This is a genomic window from Cellulosimicrobium sp. So1_17 (genome assembly GCF_055181235.1).
Map to the genome: position 1 here is coordinate 2,000,480 of NZ_CM143702.1, position 16,752 is coordinate 2,017,231.

At 72.8% G+C, this 16,752-nt stretch carries 14 protein-coding genes; 7 read left to right on the forward strand and 7 right to left on the reverse strand.

Annotated features, from left to right (window positions below; genetic code table 11):
- Window positions 1-290 precede the first annotated feature (290 nt).
- Window positions 291-1,097: a hypothetical protein gene (locus tag ACZCLJ_RS08775; protein WP_251153405.1), complete on the reverse strand. Its 807-nt coding sequence runs from the start codon at window positions 1,095-1,097 to the stop codon at window positions 291-293.
- 142 nt (window positions 1,098-1,239) lie between these two features.
- Between ACZCLJ_RS08775 and ACZCLJ_RS08780 the strand changes: the two genes are divergently transcribed.
- Entirely contained in the window at window positions 1,240-2,172 is a 933-nt protein-coding gene (locus ACZCLJ_RS08780) for an HhH-GPD family protein (RefSeq protein ID WP_463106158.1), read from the forward strand.
- A gap of 16 nt (window positions 2,173-2,188) precedes the next feature.
- Here the strand turns inward: ACZCLJ_RS08780 and ACZCLJ_RS08785 are convergent, their stop codons facing one another.
- The 4 genes from ACZCLJ_RS08785 to ACZCLJ_RS08800 all read right to left on the reverse strand — a co-directional run bounded on the left by ACZCLJ_RS08785 (window position 2,189) and on the right by ACZCLJ_RS08800 (window position 7,549).
- Window positions 2,189-4,159 (reverse strand): glycoside hydrolase family 127 protein, encoded by a 1,971-nt coding sequence (locus tag ACZCLJ_RS08785; RefSeq protein WP_463106159.1) that lies wholly within the window; start codon window positions 4,157-4,159, stop codon window positions 2,189-2,191.
- A gap of 98 nt (window positions 4,160-4,257) precedes the next feature.
- Window positions 4,258-5,145, reverse strand: a complete 888-nt coding sequence (locus tag ACZCLJ_RS08790; protein WP_251153403.1) for a carbohydrate ABC transporter permease — start codon at window positions 5,143-5,145, stop codon at window positions 4,258-4,260.
- Between the two features lies 1 nt (window position 5,146).
- Complete coding sequence (locus ACZCLJ_RS08795; RefSeq protein ID WP_251153402.1) at window positions 5,147-6,136, reverse strand: carbohydrate ABC transporter permease; 990 nt, start codon at window positions 6,134-6,136, stop codon at window positions 5,147-5,149.
- Window positions 6,137-6,238: 102 nt separating this feature from the next.
- Entirely contained in the window at window positions 6,239-7,549 is a 1,311-nt protein-coding gene (locus ACZCLJ_RS08800) for an ABC transporter substrate-binding protein (RefSeq protein WP_251153401.1), read from the reverse strand.
- Window positions 7,550-7,901: 352 nt separating this feature from the next.
- Here ACZCLJ_RS08800 and ACZCLJ_RS08805 point away from each other — a divergent pair, with 352 nt between their 5' ends.
- The gene (locus tag ACZCLJ_RS08805; RefSeq protein ID WP_463106160.1) at window positions 7,902-8,933 is read left to right on the forward strand and encodes a LacI family DNA-binding transcriptional regulator; all 1,032 of its coding nucleotides are present in this window, start codon (window positions 7,902-7,904) and stop codon (window positions 8,931-8,933) included.
- Here ACZCLJ_RS08805 and ACZCLJ_RS08810 read toward each other — a convergent pair whose 3' ends face one another.
- Together ACZCLJ_RS08810 and ACZCLJ_RS08815 are read right to left on the reverse strand one after the other, a co-directional pair.
- Window positions 8,934-9,497 (reverse strand): amino-acid N-acetyltransferase, encoded by a 564-nt coding sequence (locus ACZCLJ_RS08810; RefSeq protein ID WP_251153588.1) that lies wholly within the window; start codon window positions 9,495-9,497, stop codon window positions 8,934-8,936. It abuts the gene before it with no gap.
- A 64-nt stretch (window positions 9,498-9,561) separates the two neighbouring features.
- Window positions 9,562-10,515: a sugar-binding transcriptional regulator gene (locus ACZCLJ_RS08815; RefSeq protein ID WP_251153587.1), complete on the reverse strand. Its 954-nt coding sequence runs from the start codon at window positions 10,513-10,515 to the stop codon at window positions 9,562-9,564.
- 215 nt (window positions 10,516-10,730) lie between these two features.
- Between ACZCLJ_RS08815 and ACZCLJ_RS08820 the strand changes: the two genes are divergently transcribed.
- From ACZCLJ_RS08820 to ACZCLJ_RS08840, 5 genes are all read left to right on the forward strand, one after another.
- A complete protein-coding gene (locus tag ACZCLJ_RS08820; RefSeq protein WP_463106161.1) occupies window positions 10,731-12,479 on the forward strand; it encodes a glycerol-3-phosphate dehydrogenase/oxidase in 1,749 nt (582 codons plus the stop codon).
- A gap of 80 nt (window positions 12,480-12,559) precedes the next feature.
- Complete coding sequence (locus tag ACZCLJ_RS08825) at window positions 12,560-13,321, forward strand: MIP/aquaporin family protein (protein ID WP_251153398.1); 762 nt, start codon at window positions 12,560-12,562, stop codon at window positions 13,319-13,321.
- Window positions 13,322-13,437: 116 nt separating this feature from the next.
- Window positions 13,438-14,955 carry a glycerol kinase GlpK gene (gene glpK, locus ACZCLJ_RS08830; RefSeq protein ID WP_251153397.1) on the forward strand — a complete coding sequence of 506 codons (1,518 nt, stop codon included), beginning with the start codon at window positions 13,438-13,440 and terminating at the stop codon, window positions 14,953-14,955.
- A 190-nt stretch (window positions 14,956-15,145) separates the two neighbouring features.
- Window positions 15,146-16,105, forward strand: a complete 960-nt coding sequence (locus ACZCLJ_RS08835) for an NAD(P)-dependent alcohol dehydrogenase (RefSeq protein ID WP_463106162.1) — start codon at window positions 15,146-15,148, stop codon at window positions 16,103-16,105.
- 106 nt (window positions 16,106-16,211) lie between these two features.
- A complete protein-coding gene (locus ACZCLJ_RS08840; protein ID WP_251153395.1) occupies window positions 16,212-16,721 on the forward strand; it encodes a pyridoxamine 5'-phosphate oxidase family protein in 510 nt (169 codons plus the stop codon).
- Window positions 16,722-16,752 lie beyond the last annotated feature (31 nt).

A 16,752-nucleotide genomic window follows, 5' to 3' on the forward strand; every position in this document is an offset into this window, starting at 1 on the left:
GCCACCGCCCCGTGAGCACCTGGGCCGTCTCGACGACGAGATCGCCAGCCGCTGGCCAGTCAACCAGCCTGACTACAGGACCGCAATGGTTTTCGGTGAGTCGAGCAGATCACCTTCCCGCCCGCTCCGCCCCGCAGATCGGCGACTTCTCGCGGATCCGCGCCATTCCGCCGCTCAGACCAGACGACGGGCGGCGCGCGGTCGACGAAACTCGTCACCCTTCCTCGAAACGGTCAGGAGAACTTTTCGGTGCGTCGCTCGCCCAGGGCGCGCGCGACGACCGCGGGTGGTCACGGCGTCGGCGGGACGTCCGCCGAGGGAGCGTCGACGGGCGGCTCGGCCGCCCCGTCGGCGGCCGGCTGCTCGGCCGGCGGCTCGGCAGGGGCCTCGCCCTCGGTCGCCGGCTGCTCGGCCGCCGGGTCGGTGGGCTGCCCGGTCGGGTCGTCGCCGGGCTGCTCCGGCTCCGCGGGAGCCGGGCCCCGGATCGTGAACGTGGCGGGGTCGCTCGTCGCACCCTCGACGTCCGCGACGCTCACGAGGGCCGTGAACGTCCCCGGGGAGACGACAGGCTGGTCGGGCGCGCAGCCCTCGACGGAGCGGTGCATGTCCCACCGCACGGTCGTGGAGACCTCGTCGCCGCGGCTCATGAGCAGGAGGTTGTCGCCCGGCGCGCAGTGCGCCGACGACCACACGAGCTCGTCACCGGACCGGACGAGCACCTGGCGCACCGCGTCGGAACCGTCGACGAGGCACGGGCGCGCCCCGACGTGGCGCATCGTCACCGCCAGGACGACCGCCTCGTTCTCGGTGAACTCCGCCTTCGCCGGAGCGACGGAGAGCTCGAGCGACGCGGCGTCGCAGTCCTGCGGCGGTCCCGCCGCCTCGGGGGTGGGCGGCGCCGAGCGGCCCTCCTGCGGCGCGCCGTCGCCCGCGAGCATCGGCTGCACGGCCCGGACGACGACCTGCCCGAGCAGGACCAGGGCCACCACGAGCGCCGCGAGGAGGACGAGCGCGACGAGGCGTCGGCGCCAGAGGACGCCGCGCCGAGGACGCAGGTCCGTGCCTCGCGGGGCGCTGCTCGTCCGCGACGTGCTCAACGGGTCCTCCAGGTCACCGGCTGTCGATGGTCGTCAGGGGTCGGCGCTGCCGCTCGTCCCGCTCGGGCCCACGCTAGTTCCGTGCGCGCCGATGCCGACCGAGCCGCGCCGAGGTGCCCTGTCCTCGGGGCAGAATGGGCCCGTGACCGGGACCCCCGCCGACCAGGTGCCCGACGAGCACCGCGGCACGCCGACCGTCGACGCTCACGCCGCGCTGCGCACCGCCGTCGGCCGGTGGTTCCGGCGCACCGCCCGCGACCTGCCGTGGCGCGCCGACGACCGGACCGCATGGGGCGTGCTCGTGAGCGAGGTCATGCTCCAGCAGACACCCGTCGTCCGCGTCGAGCCGGTGTGGCGGGAGTGGATGGGTCGCTGGCCCGCCCCGGCCGATCTCGCGGCCGCACCGACGGCGGACGTCCTGCGCGCGTGGGGGCGCCTCGGCTACCCCCGCCGGGCGCTGCGGCTCCAGGACTGCGCGCGGGCCGTCGTCGAGCGCCACGGTGGTGAGGTGCCCACGGGCGAGGAGGCCCTGCGCGCGCTGCCGGGTGTCGGCGAGTACACGGCCGCCGCCGTCACCGCGTTCGCGCACGGCCGTCGCGCCGTCGTCGTCGACACCAACGTCCGGCGCGTGCTCGCGCGCGCCGTCGAGGGCGTCGCGCTCCCCGCGCCGTCGTACACGGCGGCGGAGCGGCGCCTCGCCCACGCGACCGCGCCTGCCGACGACGACGCGGCGACGCTGTGGGCCGCCGCGTCGATGGAGCTCGGCGCCCTGGTGTGCACCGCCCGCGCGCCGCGGTGCGGAGCGTGCCCCGTCGCGGACCTGTGCGCGTGGCGCCGCGCGGGACGCCCGGTCGACGCGCACGCGGGCCGACGCCGGACCCAGGCCTGGGCAGGCACCGACCGCCAGGTGCGGGGCCGGGTCATGGGCCTGCTGCGCGAGGCTCCGGGGCCGGTCCTCCGGGACGTCGTCGCGGGGTCGTGGCCCGACGCAGCCCAGCTCGACCGGTGCGTCGCGAGCCTCGTCGAGGACGGCCTGGTCGAGCAGGACGGCGAGGCGTACCGGCTCCCTGCCTGAGCGCGCCCCGTCCGGCTCAGGTCGTCGGGAGCCAGACCCGCATCGTCGACGGCCCCCGGCTCGCCCAGTCGTGGTAGGCGACGAGCGCGACGTCGACCCCCGCCTCGTCCTCGGCGGCACCGCGAGCGCCGCGGGACGCGGCGCCCGGCGCGTACGGCCACGGGGCGGCACGACCGTGGTCCACGACGACGCCCCGCACGACGACGCGCCCGTCGACCTCGCGCGGCGGGACCGAGGGGTCGACGCGCAGGTCGGCGACGTCACGACCGCCGGGCAGGTCGACCGACTCGACGCACAGGACCTCGGGGCCGCGCTGCACCGCGACGCAGCCCCGGACCGCGTCGATCCGGTCGTCCGGCCGCAGGAACCTCGGCGACGTGTCCAGGTCGAGCACCACGACGCTGCCCGCCCGCAGGTCCGGGACGGCCACCGACCCCGCGGGCACCGTGCGCGGCGTCCCGTCGTCCACCGTGAGGGTCGCGGTCGGCGACCAGGCGGGGACGCGCAGCGTCAGGGCCCAGCGGCCCGCGGGCGCCTCGACGACCCGCACGCGCACGCGCCCGTCCGCGGGGTAGGCGGTCTCGACGTCCACGGCGACCGGCGCCCCGGACGGGAGCGACGCACGGACCTCGCCCGTCGCGTACTGGTGGATCTGCAGACCGCCGTGGTCGACGGTCGCGACGTACGCGGCGAGGCTCGCGAACGTGCGCGCGACGTTCGGCGGGCAGCACGAGACGTGGAACCACGGAGCGCGCAGCGACGACTCGGCGCGCGCGCTCGCGACGTCGGTCGCAGCGGGCTCCCCGGGGACGCGCTGGTGGAGCGTGTTCGCGTAGTAGAACGCCCGCCCGTCGTCGGCGGGCGACGTCGCGACGACGTTGAACAGCGCGCGCTCGACCGCGTCCGCGTACCGCGCGTCGCCCCGCGCGAGCAGCAGCCGCCAGGCGACCATGACCGACCCCACGGCGGCGCACGTCTCGGAGTAGGCGCGGTCGGGCGGGAGGACGAAGTCCTCGCCGAACGCCTCGTCCTGGTGGTGCGAGCCCTGCCCGCCGGTGATGTACGTCCGGGCGGCGGTCGTCCGGTCCCACTGCCGGGCGACCGCGTCGACGAGGGCGTCGTCGCGCGAGTCGACCCCGACGTCGAGCGCGCCCGCCGCGAGGTAGTTCGCGCGCACCGCGTGCCCGCGGAAGACCTCGGCGTCGCGCACGGGCACGTCGTCCTGGTAGTAGGAGCGGCCCCACTCGATGTCGGCGAGCGTCCCGTGACCGCGACGCTCGACGAAGAGCGCGGCCTGGCGGAGGTAGCGCGGCTCGTCCAGGGCGCGCCCGAGCTCGGCGAGCGCGACCTCGACCTCCGCGTGGCCGCAGACGCCCGGGTTCCCCCCGGGACCGAACGTCTCGCACACGTGGTCCGCGGACCGGCGCGCGACCTGCACCAGGAGGTCGTCGGGGTGACCCGTGCGGACCCGCGCCACGGCAGCCTGCAGGAGGTGGCCCTGGCAGTACAGCTCGTGCCCCCACTCGAGGTCGGAATACCGGGCACCTTGGCCGGGCCGGCCGAACATCGTGCTGACGTACCCGTCAGGCTCCTGCGCGGCCGCGACGCGGCGCACGATCGCGTCGAACCGCTCCTCGAGCGCCGGGTCGTGGCGCCGACCGAGCTCCCACGCCATCGCCTCGAGCAGCTTGTACACCTCGGAGTCGCTGAACTCCCGGCCTCGGCGCCCATCCGGCAGCCCGCCCTGGACCGCCAGGTCGAAGTTAGGCAGCCAGCCCTCTCGCTCGAGCCAGTGCTCGATGTGGCCGAGCGTCGCGGTGCGGTTCACGTCCTGGCGCCGCGCCCAGAAGCCGTCGGTGATGCGCACCTCGGCGAGGCCGAGCGGCTGCAGGCGCCCGGAGGCGGGGACGACCGGACGCCCGCCGTCGCCCGCGGGAGCGTCGCCGGTGGTCGGGGTCGCGGCCGGGCGCGACGGGGTCATGGTCATGGGAGAACCTCCGGGGGCGGCGCGACCGCCCGGGTCGTCGGGGAGGCCGCCCGGGGGCGGCGGGTTCGGGGACGGCGTCGTGGACGCCCGGTCGTCGGTCATCCCTTGAGCGCGCCGGACATGAAGCCCCGCACGTAGTGGCGCTGGAGCAGCAGGAACAGGACGATGCACGGGACCGCGAGCACGACGACGCCCGCCTGGGTCGCGCCGTAGTCGACGATGCCCATGACCTGCTGGCGCATGTTCGCGACGGCGAGCGGCAAGGGGGCCTTCGTGGAGTCGGTGATGAGGATGAGGGGGGCGACGAAGTCGTTCCACGCGGCGAGGAACGCGAACAGCCCGACCGTGATGAGCCCCGGCTTGACCGCGGGCAGCAGCACGCGCCACAAGGCGCCGAACGACGAGCAGCCGTCCACGAGCGCGGCCTCGTCGAGCTCGCGCGGCACCGACTCGAACGAGATGCGCATCATGAACGTCGCGAACGGCAGCTGGAACATCGCGAGCACGAGCGACAGCCCGACCAGCGAGTTCTGCAGGCCGATCTCGTTGAGCAGCACGTACAGCGGGATGAGCAGCGTCGCGTACGGGACCATGAGGATCGCGAGCGTCACGAGGAACAGCACGTCGCGCCCGGGGAAGCGGAAGCGCGCGAACGCATAGCCGCCGAGCAGGGAGACGCCGAGCGTGAAGAGCACGGTGAGCCCCGACACGACGACCGAGTTCCACAGGTACTGGACGATCCCGGCCTGGTAGCCCGCGAGCGTCACGTAGTTCCCGAAGCCCCACCCGTCGACCTGGTTGGAGCCCGGCTGGGGCGAGACCGACGCGACGCCCGCCCACACGAGCGGGAAGAGGAAGACGAGCGCGAGCCCGCCGGTGAGCACCCAGTAGGGGGTGCGCGTGACGATCCCGGCGATGCGGGCGCGCGGTGCCTGCCCGCGCGGCGTGGGCCGTGCGGGGGCCGGTGCGGTGGCGGTTCCGGTCATGTCACTTCTCCTGGGGGGCGCGCATCGCACGGATCTGCGCGAGGTTGATGAGCACGAGGGCGGCGAGCACGATGATCGACAGCGCGGCCGCGACGCCCAGGTCGTTCTGCCCCTGGAAGGCCACGTTGTAGATGAGCTGGACCACGGTGATCGTGCTGTTGTCCGGCCCGCCCTTCGTGAGGATGTAGAACTGGTCGAAGGCCAGCAGGGACCCGGTGACGCACAGGATCGTGCACAGCGCGAGCGACGGGCGCAGCAGCGGGAGCGTCACGCGGGAGAAGGTCTGCCAGCGGCTCGCGCCGTCCATGCGGGCGGCCTCGTACACCTCGTGCGGGATGCCCTGGAGCCCCACCATGAGCAGGAGCATGTAGAAGCCCGCGAAGCGCCAGACGACGAGGAACACCGTCGACCACAGCGCGCCGTCGGGCGTGCCGAGGAACGACACGGGCTCGTCGACGATGCCGAGCGACTCCAGCAGGGGCGAGATCGGCCCGACCTGCGGCGAGTACAGCGCGTAGAAGAGCAGGGACGCCGACGCGAGGCCGAGCGCGCTCGGCACGAGGACCGCGGTGCGCAGGAAGCTCTTCCAGTGCGTCGACTCCTGGACCAGCAGGGCGAGCCCGAGGCCGAGGCCGATGAGGAGGACGGTCGCGATGACGGTGTACTTCAGCGTGAAGACGACCGAGTCCCAGAAGAAGCGGTTGTCGACCGCGTCCTGGAAGTTCTCCGGGAAGTTCGGCCCCTGGTTCCCGGACAGGAGAGGCCAGTCGGAGGCGGACATCTGGCCGACGAGGAGCACCGGCAGGACGAAGAAGACGAGGACGAAGATCGCGGTCGGGGCGGCGTAGGCCCAGCCGCGCGCGGACTGCGAGCGACCGGGCCGCCGGCGCCTCGGCGGCGCACCGGACCGGGTGCGCGACCCGGTGTCTCCGGTCGGCGGGAGCTGCTGGCCCTGGCGTCGCGAGGACGACGGGGCGGACTGCACGGACATGACGGTCTCCAGGTTCGGGCGGAGGGACGCTCGAGGGTCGCGCCGCCGCCGGACGGCGGAGGGCCGGTCGGCGGAGGGCCGGTCGGCGGCGGCGCGGTCCTGCTACTGGGAGAGCACCGCGGTGATCTCCTCGTTGTCCTCCTCGATGCTCGAGGCGTCCTCGAACACGGCGTTGCGGACCAGGGTCATCCACGGGCTGTTCGGCGCGTTGAACGCCTGCTGGAAGTTGCGCGCGACCGGCGTGCGACCGGCGGCGGCGACCTCGTTGATCGTCACGACGCGGGGGTCGGCCGAGGAGTACTCGTTGTCGACCAGGTCGGCGCGCGAGACGACGTCGCCGTTCTGCGCGAGGACCTCGACCTGCGCCTCCTCGGACATCAGCCAGGACAGGAAGTTCCAGGCCTGGTCGGCCTTCTCGCTGTCCTTGGAGATGCCGACGCCGTCGCCGCCGACGAAGGTCGAGCCGCCGCCGTCGGGGCCGGGGATCGGCGCGACGCCGACGTCCACGGTCTCGTCCGCCGTCGACAGGAGCGTCGCCGGGTACGGCATGACGCCGATCTTGCCCTCCTGGAACGGGGCGACCCACGTCGCACCGGTCTCGTCGCGCGAGCCGGCGCCGACCGCGTCCGAGTCGACGAGGTCCTTGTAGGTGGCGTACACCTCCTGCGCGGTGTCGCTCGCGAGGAGCGACTCCGTGCCCTCGGCGTTCATGACGTCCTCGTCGGCGGCCCAGATCATCGGGAACCACGTGAAGACGAGGCACCCGCCGCAGTTGCCGCCGAAGAACGTGCCGTCGACCCCGCCGCCGAGCTCGTCGACCGCCTTGGCCTGCTCGGCGAACTCCTCGAGCGACGTCGGCCCGGCCTCGGGGTCGAGGCCGGCCTGCTCGTAGAGGTCCTTGTTGTAGAACATCACGGACACGTCGAGGACGAACGGCAGCACGTGCTCGGCGTCCTCGTACGTGCCCGCCTCGAGGTGGCCCGGGTTGATCTCGTCCGCGAAGTCGAGCTGGTCGATGCGGCTCGTGACGTCCTGGAAGAGCCCCTGCTCGACCCAGTTCGGCACGTACACGATGTCCGCGGCGAACAGGTCCGGCAGACCGTCGCTGCCGGCGGCCGCGCCGACCTTCGCGACGTAGTCGTCGTTGGGGACGATGGTCAGCTCGACCTGGTTCTCGTGGCTCTCGTTGTACGCGTCCACGAGCAGGTTCGCCTGCTTCTCGAGGGGCGCTCGCGTCCACAGCGTGAGCGTGCTGCCGTCGTCGACGCCCTCGGCACCCCCCGCGCCGGCGGTCGCGGGGGCGTCGTCGTCCCCGTCGGAGCCGCCGCACGCGGCGAGGCCGAGAGCGGTCAGGCCGATCACCAGCGTCGAGGCCACGGCCTTCGTCGCCGACGTCCTGCGGTGGTTCGTCATCTCGCGTCTCCTGTACTCGTCGTCGAGCCCGATGCGCTCGCCCGGCAGGACCGCCGGACGTCCGAACGCCTTTTCGGTCCGGGTGTCACCGCCCGTCGCCGCCGCCTGGCCGTCCCGCCCTGCTGACGGCTAGTCTTCGATGCTCCAGGGGCCCCACCGGGCCGCTTCTTCACGATCACCACTTGACCGAAAGAACCCGAAAAGGTTTTCTGAATCTAGGACAGGCGCACGGAGCCGTCAAGCGGTGCGCAGGGTTACAGTTCGATCACGGCGGCACACGACGGGACACGGCAGCACACGGCGACTCGGTCGACGGCGACGGCGCCGCCGGACCAGGAGGGGGCACGGCCTCATGACCACCCAGAACGGCAGCGCGACACCGCGCGCCGCGACCCTGACCGACGTGGCACGCCTCGCGGGCGTCTCGATCGCCACGGCGTCCAAGGCGATCAACGGTCGCGACCAGGTGAAGGCGGAGACGCGCCTGCGCGTCCTCGAGGCAGCGGAACGCCTCTCGTTCGCGCCGAACGCGCTCGCCCGCGGGCTCCTCAAGGGCCGCACGGGCACCGTCGGGCTGCTCACGAGCGACCTCGAGGGACGCTTCTCGATACCGGTCCTCATGGGAGCCGAGGACGCGTTCGGCGCCGGCCGCGTCTCGGTCTTCCTCTGCGACGCGCGCGGCGACGCCATCCGCGAGCAGCACCACGTCCGCGCCCTGCTGTCGCGGCGCGTGGACGGCCTCATCGTCGTGGGCTCGCGCACCGACCCGCGCCCCCCGCTGAGCGCCGACATCCCGGTCCCGGTGGTCTACGCGTACGCGCCGTCGGAGGAGCCCGGGGACGTGTCGATCACCGCAGACAACGTGGGCGCCGGGCGGCTCGCCGTCGAGCACCTCCTCGCGTGCGGACGGCGCCGCGTCGCGCACGTGTCGGGCGACCCGGGGTACCAGGCCGCCCAGGACCGCGCCGCCGGCGCGCAGGCGGCGCTCACCGCCGCCGGGCTGGAGCTCGTCGGCGGCCACACCTACTTCGGGTCGTGGAGCGAGGGCTGGGGTCGCGGCGCCGCGCGCATGGTCGTCGAGCAGCACCCCGACGTCGACGGGTTCTTCTGCGGCAGCGACCAGATCGCGCGCGGTGTCCTCGACGCGCTGCGAGAGCTCGGGCGCGACGTCCCCGGCGAGGTGTCCGTCATCGGCTTCGACAACTGGGAGGTGCTGACGACCAACGCGCGCCCGCAGCTGACGAGCGTCGACATGAACCTCGAGCGGCTCGGACGCGTGGCCGCCCAGCGGCTCTTCGCCGCGATCGACGGCACGGTGCGGCCGGGCATCGAGGAGCTCCCGTGCCGCGTGGTGACCCGGGCGTCGACCGCGCCCATCGCCTGATCAGTCGAGCTCGAGGAGCATGCGCGTGTTGCCGAGCGTGTTGGGCTTCACGCGCGCGAGGTCGAGGAACTCCGCGACGCCGTCGTCGTGGGAGCGCAGGAGCTCGGCGTAGACGTCGTGCGTGACAGGCGTCCCGTCGATCGGCCGGAACCCGTGCCGCACGAAGAAGTCGACCTCGAAGGTCAGGCAGAAGACGCGGCGCAGGCCGAGCGCCCGGGCGCGGGCGAGGAGCTCCACGACGAGCGCGTGCCCCACCCGGTGCCCGCGCCAGCCCGGGTCCACGGCAAGGGTGCGGATCTCGGCGAGGTCGTCCCACATGACGTGGAGCGCCCCGCAGCCGACCACCTCGGGGGCCGCGCCAGGCTGCGAGGCCGGGCGGACGGCGTCGGCCACGACGAACTCCTGCACGGCCTCGTAGTAGCCGACCATCTCCTTCGCGAGGAGGATCCGGGCCTCGGCGTAGGGCTGGACGAGCGACCGGATCGCCCGGACGTCCGCGGGGAGCGCCGGGCGCACGCGGACCCCCGTGGGGTCGGGGCGCGCGTCGTCGGCGGGGGGCGTCAGCACCACGACACTGTACGACGATCCAGCCCCGGATGCATACTCACGCAGGCGAGTGCATAGTTGCTCACGCGCTGGCGACGAGCCGCGACGCCGTGACCTCGTCGATCACCAGGTCCGTCACCACCCCGGCACGCAGCGCGGCCCGCAGCGGCGCGACCTTGTTGTCCCCCGCGACGGCGCAGACACGCCGCGGGACGCGGCGCAGCTCGTCCGGCGCCGGACCGGTGGCGCGCGCGTTGAGCGCGATGTCGCGATAGGTCCCGTCCGGCCGCAGGAAGACGGTGCACACGTCCCCGACCACGCCCTCGCCCTCCAGCACCGCGATGTCCTCCCGCTCGAGGTAGCCCGCCGAGTAGACGTGCGACGGGACCCCTCCGGCGACGGCGCCCACGGAGAACAGCGCGATGTCCGCGCGCCGCTGGACGTCCAGCACGCGCCGCACCGACCGCTCGCGCCACATCGCCTGCTTCGTCTCCGCGTAGTCGAAGAACGCCGGCACCGGGAAATGGTGCACGTGCGCGTCGAACGCCGTCCCGAACCCGGCGATGAGATCGCCCGCGTAGTGGACGCCCGACGTGCGGGTGTTCGCCGCACCGTTGAGCTGCACGACGGCGCTCCCCCGCGTCGGCTTGCGCGGCAGGTGCCGGGAGATCGCCGACAGCGTCGTCCCCCACGCGATGCCGAGGACCATGTCGGAGTCGAACCACGTCGACAGCAGGCGCGCCGTCGTCATCGCGACCTGCTCGAGCCGGTCGACCTGCGGCGCCTGGTCCGGAACAGGGACGACGTACGCGTCGACGCCCCACGTGCTCGCGACGTGCTGGCCGAGACCGGGCGCGCGGCTGTGCGTCGGCCGCAGCGAGATCTCGACCAGGCCCGTCTCCCGGGCCCGCTTGACGAGGCGCGACACCGTCGACCGCGACGTGCGCAGGTGCTTCGCGATCGCCTCCATCTTCATGTCCTGCAGGTAGTACATCGACGCCGCGCGCAGCACGTCCTGCTCTCGGTCGACCATCAGGGGCTCCGTCCGTCGGGAACCTCCATTCTGCACGTTCGTGCACACCGGTTGCGCGCCCGTTCGCTCCGTGGTGATGTGAGGAGGTGCGTGCGCGCCGAGACCCGGTGCGCGCACGACGGTCTTGCGGTAGCGCTCCCTGGTGCGCCGTGGGACCGTCGCTGTGAGCGCACCGTGGGCGCGACCGTGCCGCGGTGCCGGACGAGAGAGGGACACGGATGGCATCCACGCGACTGACCGCGGAGTCACGTCGACAGGCGCTCACCGCCCTGGAGGCGAGCACGAGCGCCGACGCCGAGCTCGACGTCCTCGTCATCGGCGGAGGAGTGACCGGTGCCGGCATCGCGCTCGACGCGGTGACCCGCGGACTGTCGACCGCGATCGTCGAGGCCCAGGACTGGTCCGCCGGGACGTCGAGCCGGTCGAGCAAGCTCGTCCACGGCGGCCTGCGGTACCTCCAGATGCTCGACTTCCACCTCGTGCACGAGGCGCTCACCGAGCGCGACCTGCTCCTCAAGGAGATCGCGCCCCACCTCGTCCGGCCCGTCCCGTTCCTCTACCCCCTTGAGCACCGCGTGTGGGAGCGCGCCTACGTCGGCGCCGGCATCGCGCTCTACGACACGCTCGCGAGCGTCGCGCCCGGCAAGCGTGCCCTGCCGTTCCACCGGCACCTCAGCCGGAGCCGGATGGAGAAGAAGTTCCCCGACCTCGCGCACGACGCCGCCGTCGGCGCCGTGCAGTACTGGGACGCGTCCGTCGACGACGCCCGCCTCGTGAGCACGCTCGTGCGCACCGCCGCCTCGTACGGCGCCCACGCGGCGTCGCGCACCCAGGTGGTCTCCCTGACCAAGGGGGCGACCGGCGCGGTCAACGGCGCGGTCCTCGTCGACCTCGAGACGGGCCACGAGCTCACCGTCCGCGCACGCTCGGTCATCAACGCCACCGGCGTCTGGACCGAGGACACCGAGGCGCTCGCCGGCTCCGAGGGCGGGCTGCGCGTGCTCGCGTCCAAGGGCATCCACATCGTCGTCCCGCGCGAGCGCATCAAGGGGCAGGTCGGGCTGATCCTCCAGACCGAGAAGTCGGTGCTGTTCGTCATCCCGTGGTCGCGTTACTGGGTCGTCGGCACCACCGACACCCCGTGGGAGCAGGAGCTGCAGCACCCCGTCGCGACCTCCGCCGACATCGACTACGTGCTCGAGCACGCGAACGCCGTGCTCGCGCACCCGCTCACGCGCGACGACATCATCGGCACCTGGGCCGGCCTGCGCCCGCTCCTGCAGCCCGGCACCAAGGAGGGCACGAGCTCCGCCAAGGTGTCGCGCGAGCACACCGTCGCCTCCCCGACGCCGGGCCTCACCGTCATCGCGGGCGGCAAGCTCACGACCTACCGCGTCATGGCCAAGGACGCCGTGGACTTCGCGATCGGGCAGCGCGCGAGCGCCCTCGGGTCGATCACGCACAAGATCCCCCTCCTCGGGGCCGTCGGTCTCGACGCCGTACGCCGCCAGGCGCGGCCCTGGGCGTCCCGCTACCGCTGGACGCCCGCGATGGTCGACCACCTGCTGCACCGGTACGGCTCGAACCTGCGCGAGATCGTCGAGCTCTGCGAGGAGCAGCCGGACCTCGCGAAGCCGCTCGAGCACGCACCCGCCTACCTGCGCGCGGAGATCGCGTACGGCGTGTCGCACGAGGGCGCCCTGCACCTCGAGGACCTGCTCCTGCACCGCACGCGCCTCAACTACGAGATCGCCGACCGCGGTCTCGCCGCCCTGCCGGAGATCGCCGAGATTGCCGCAGGTCTCCTCGGCTGGGACGACGCGACCCGGGACGCCGAGGTGCGCAGCTACACCGATCGCGCGAACGCCGAGGCGGCCGCCGAGGAGGAGCCCGACGACGACGCCGCAGAGCGCACGCGCCTCGCCGCCCAGGACGTCTCCCCGCTGCAGCCGCTGCGGGACAGCTGAGCACGGTGAGCGAAGGATCCCGGGCGCACCGCGGCCGGGCCGGTTGAGACAGAGCAGTCCACCACGAAAGAGAGCGCACCATGGATCAACTCCTCATGAACGCCTTCTGGTCCGAGATCCTCGGTACGGCGACCCTCATCCTCCTCGGTGCCGGGGTGGTCGCCAACGTCGTCCTGCCGAGGACCAAAGGCTTCAACGGCGGTTGGCTCCTCATCAACTTCGGATGGGGTCTCGCCGTCTTCACGGGTGTGTACGTCGCGTACAAGTCGGGCGCGCACCTCAACCCGGCGGTGACGATCGGCCTCTTCACGGCCCAGGAGCCGTTCTACTCGGTCACCGGACCGGAGGGGATGGTCACGGCGACCATCGAGCCGACCGTGGGCAACATGCTCATGTACTGGGGCGCCCAGATGATCGGCGCGTTCATCGGTGCCGTGCTCGCGTTCCTCGCCTACAAGAAGCACTTCGACGAGGACGCACCCGGCGCGACGAAGCTCGCGGTCTTCTCCACCGGTCCGGAGATCCGCTCCTACGCATGGAACTTCGTCACCGAGGCCATCGCGACGTTCGTGCTGGTCTTCTTCGTCGTCGCGTCCGGCCAGACGCCGTCGGGTCTCGGCCCGCTCGCCGTCGCGCTCGTCGTCGTCGGGATCGGCGCGAGCATCGGTGGCCCCACCGGGTACGCCATCAACCCTGCCCGTGACCTCGGCCCGCGCATCGCGCACGCCCTCCTGCCCATCCGGGGCAAGGGGTCGAGCGACTGGGCGTACTCCTGGGTGCCCGTCGCCGGCCCGCTGGTCGGCGGCGTCCTCGCCGGCCTGCTCGGGGCGGCGTGGGTCTGATCCCGAGCACCACCGCGTGACCGGGGCGTCGGGGGCCCCGCCCCGGCCACGCGACCGTCCGGACCATCCGAGCGAACGACCACCCGTACACACCGACGTGAAGGACTGAGCACACCATGGCCGACTACGTTCTCGCCATCGACCAGGGAACCACCAGCTCCCGGGCCATCGTCTTCAACCACTCCGGGGAGATCGTCTCCACGGGCCAGCTCGAGCACGACCAGATCTTCCCCCGCGCCGGGTGGGTGGAGCACAACCCGGAGCAGATCTGGAACAACGTGCGCGAGGCCGTCGGCCTGGCGCTCACCCGCGCGAACGTCACCCACAAGGACATCGCCGCCGTCGGCATCACCAACCAGCGCGAGACCGCCGTCGTGTGGGACAAGACGACCGGCAAGCCCGTGTACAACGCGATCGTCTGGCAGGACACCCGCACGCAGAAGATCGTCGACGAGCTCGGCGGCTCGGACGGCCCCGAGAAGTACAAGTCGATCGTGGGACTACCGCTCGCGACCTACTTCTCCGGCCCGAAGGTCAAGTGGATCCTCGACAACGTCGAGGGCGCGCGCGAGAAGGCCGAGGCCGGCGACCTGGTCTTCGGCAACACCGACACGTGGACCCTCTGGAACCTCACGGGCGGCGTCAACGGCGGCGTGCACGTCACCGACGTGACCAACGCGTCGCGCACCATGCTCATGGACCTCGACACCCTGTCGTGGCGCGAGGACATCGCCGCGGACATGGGCATCCCGATGTCGATGCTCCCCGAGATCCGGTCGTCGTCCGAGGTCTACGGCGAGGGCCGCCAGCAGGGCCTCCTGCCCGGCGTCCCGATCGCCGGCATCCTCGGCGACCAGCAGGCCGCGACGTTCGGCCAGGCGTGCTTCGAGGTCGGACAGGCCAAGAACACGTACGGCACCGGCAACTTCATGCTGCTCAACACGGGCACCGAGAAGGTCATGAGCGAGAACGGCCTCCTCACGACCGTCTGCTACAAGATCGGCGACCAGCCGCAGCGCTACGCGCTCGAGGGGTCGATCGCCGTCACCGGGTCGCTCATCCAGTGGCTGCGCGACAACCTCGGCATGTTCGAGGACTCGCCCGACGTCGAGTGGCTCGCCGGCAAGGTCGAGGACAACGGTGGCGCCTACTTCGTGCCCGCGTTCTCCGGTCTCTTCGCGCCCTACTGGCGTCCCGACGCGCGCGGCGCGCTCGTCGGCCTCACGCGCTACGTCAACCGCAACCACATCGCGCGCGCCGCGCTCGAGGCCACCGCCTTCCAGACGCGCGAGGTGCTCGACGCCATGAACGCCGACTCCGGCGTCGACCTCACCGAGCTGCGCGTCGACGGCGGCATGGTCGCCAACGAGCTGCTCATGCAGTTCCAGGCCGACCAGCTCGGCGTCGACGTCGTGCGGCCCAGGGTCGCCGAGACCACGGCGCTCGGCGCCGCCTACGCGGCGGGCATCGCGGTCGGGTTCTGGAAGGGCGAGCAGGACGTCATCGACAACTGGGCCGAGGACAAGCGCTGGACGCCCGCCGTCGAGGAGGGCGAGCGCGAGCGGCTGTACCGCAACTGGAAGAAGGCCGTGACGAAGACGTTCGAGTGGGTGGACGAGGACGTGGAGCAGTAGTCCCGCTCACGACGTAGGTCCCGCCTTCTCGTCCGGAGGGGTGGGACGGGGTCGCCGGTCTACCATCCGCGCGCTCGTTCCTCGCGCGCTCCCGCCAGACCCGCCACGACCGGCGACCCCGTCCCACCCCTCCTTTTCATGTCACCTCTGCGCGCTCGCCCCGGGGCTCGGGAGTGCCTACGGTGGTCGGGTGCGCGCGTGGGTGTACGAGCGGTACGGGTCGGTCGACGAGCTGCGGCTCCGAGAGGTGCCGACGCCTGCGCCGGCGCGGGGCGAGGTGCTCGTCGAGGTCGTCGCGACGTCGGTGAACCTGTCGGACTGGGAGGCGCTGCGGGGCAGCCCGGGCTACGCCCGCCTCGATGGCCTCTTCGCTCCGCGCACGAAGGTCCTGGGGTCCGACGTCGCCGGGCGGGTCGTCGCGGTCGGCGACGACGTCGCGCGCTTCCGCCCGGGTGACGACGTCTACGGCGACAACCTTCCGCGCCGGGGCGGCTTCGCGGAGTACGTGGTGATGCCGGAGAAGGCGCTCGCGCACAAGCCGGCGACCTTGACCTTCGCCGAGGCGTCCACGATCCCGCAGTCGGGCGCGATCGCCCTGCAGGCCGTCGCGTCCGGCGCACCGGGGCAGCGGCTGCTCGTCAATGGCGCTGGCGGCGGCACGGGGAGCTTCCTCGTCCAGCTGGCGGTGGCACGGGGGATGCACGTCACGGGCGTCGACGCCGAGGACAAGCTCGACTTCGTCCGTGGGCTGGGTGCGCAGGACGTCATCGACTACCGGCGGACCGACTTCACGCGCACCGGCCCGTACGACCTCGTCGTCGACCTGGTCGCGTACCGCTCCGTGTTCGCCTACCGGCGCGCGCTCGCCCGCCGTGGTCGGTGCCTGATGGTCGGGGGCACGTTGCGGGCGCTGCTCCGCATGGTGACCGTCGGGCCCGTCGTGGGGGCGTTGACCGGGGCGCGGCTCGGCGTCCTCCTCGTGCGGTCGGGTCCGCGCCGCTTCGGGCCGCTGGCCGACCTGTGCGCCGCCGGCGAGGTCGCGATCCACGTGGACCGCACGTTCCGCCTCGCGGAGGTCCCCGCGGCACTCACGGTCCACGGCACGGGGAGGGCCCGGGGCAAGGTCGTCGTCGTCGTGCGCGACGTCTGACCGCATGCCCGACCTGGCCTCGTACCCCGGCGCGCGAGCGGGGCGAGGGCTGCCTAGCGTCGAGGACGGGCCGCACGACGGCGGCCCGTCATCCACGGGAGGCGTCATGACCGACACGCACCACGAGCTGCCGCACGCGGGGTCCGACGAGGTCGCCAAGGTCCGTCAGCTCATCGAGGACGAGAACATCGCGATGCTCACGACGGTCGCCGAGGACGGCAGCCTCGTCAGCCGGCCGATGGGCGTCCAGGCCGTCGACTTCGACGGCGACCTCTGGTTCTTCGCCGCCGAGGACTCCCACAAGGTGGCGGAGATCGCGCGCGACTCGGCGGCGAACGCCGCGTTCTCCGGGAAGAGCTCGTGGGTGTCGCTCTCGGGGCGCGCGAGCCTGGTGCACGACCCGGACAAGATCCGCGAGCTGTGGAACGCCGTCGCCGACGCGTGGTTCCCGGACGGGCCGGACTCCCCGGGCGTCGTGCTCATCCGCCTGCACGCCGAGTCCGCCGAGTACTGGGACTCCCCCGGTGGCCGGGTCGCCACCCTCTTCCGCCTCGTGACCACGAAGGTGACCGGCAAGCCCTACGAGGGCGGCGAGAACGAGACGGTCCGGCTCTGAGGTGACGCGTGTCCTCGCCCACGACCATGCC

Excerpts from the sequence above, each read along its gene's own strand:
- ACZCLJ_RS08785 (WP_463106159.1), bottom strand. The coding sequence starts at position 4,159 with ATGACCATGACCCCGTCGCGCCCGGCCGCGACCCCGACCACCGGCGAC.
- ACZCLJ_RS08825 (WP_251153398.1), top strand. The coding sequence starts at position 12,560 with ATGGATCAACTCCTCATGAACGCCTTCTGGTCCGAGATCCTCGGTACG.
- ACZCLJ_RS08840 (WP_251153395.1), top strand. The coding sequence starts at position 16,212 with ATGACCGACACGCACCACGAGCTGCCGCACGCGGGGTCCGACGAGGTC.
- ACZCLJ_RS08800 (WP_251153401.1), bottom strand. The coding sequence starts at position 7,549 with ATGACGAACCACCGCAGGACGTCGGCGACGAAGGCCGTGGCCTCGACG.
- ACZCLJ_RS08795 (WP_251153402.1), bottom strand. The coding sequence starts at position 6,136 with ATGTCCGTGCAGTCCGCCCCGTCGTCCTCGCGACGCCAGGGCCAGCAG.
- ACZCLJ_RS08805 (WP_463106160.1), top strand. The coding sequence starts at position 7,902 with ATGACCACCCAGAACGGCAGCGCGACACCGCGCGCCGCGACCCTGACC.
- glpK (WP_251153397.1), top strand. The coding sequence starts at position 13,438 with ATGGCCGACTACGTTCTCGCCATCGACCAGGGAACCACCAGCTCCCGG.
- ACZCLJ_RS08820 (WP_463106161.1), top strand. The coding sequence starts at position 10,731 with ATGGCATCCACGCGACTGACCGCGGAGTCACGTCGACAGGCGCTCACC.
- ACZCLJ_RS08790 (WP_251153403.1), bottom strand. The coding sequence starts at position 5,145 with ATGACCGGAACCGCCACCGCACCGGCCCCCGCACGGCCCACGCCGCGC.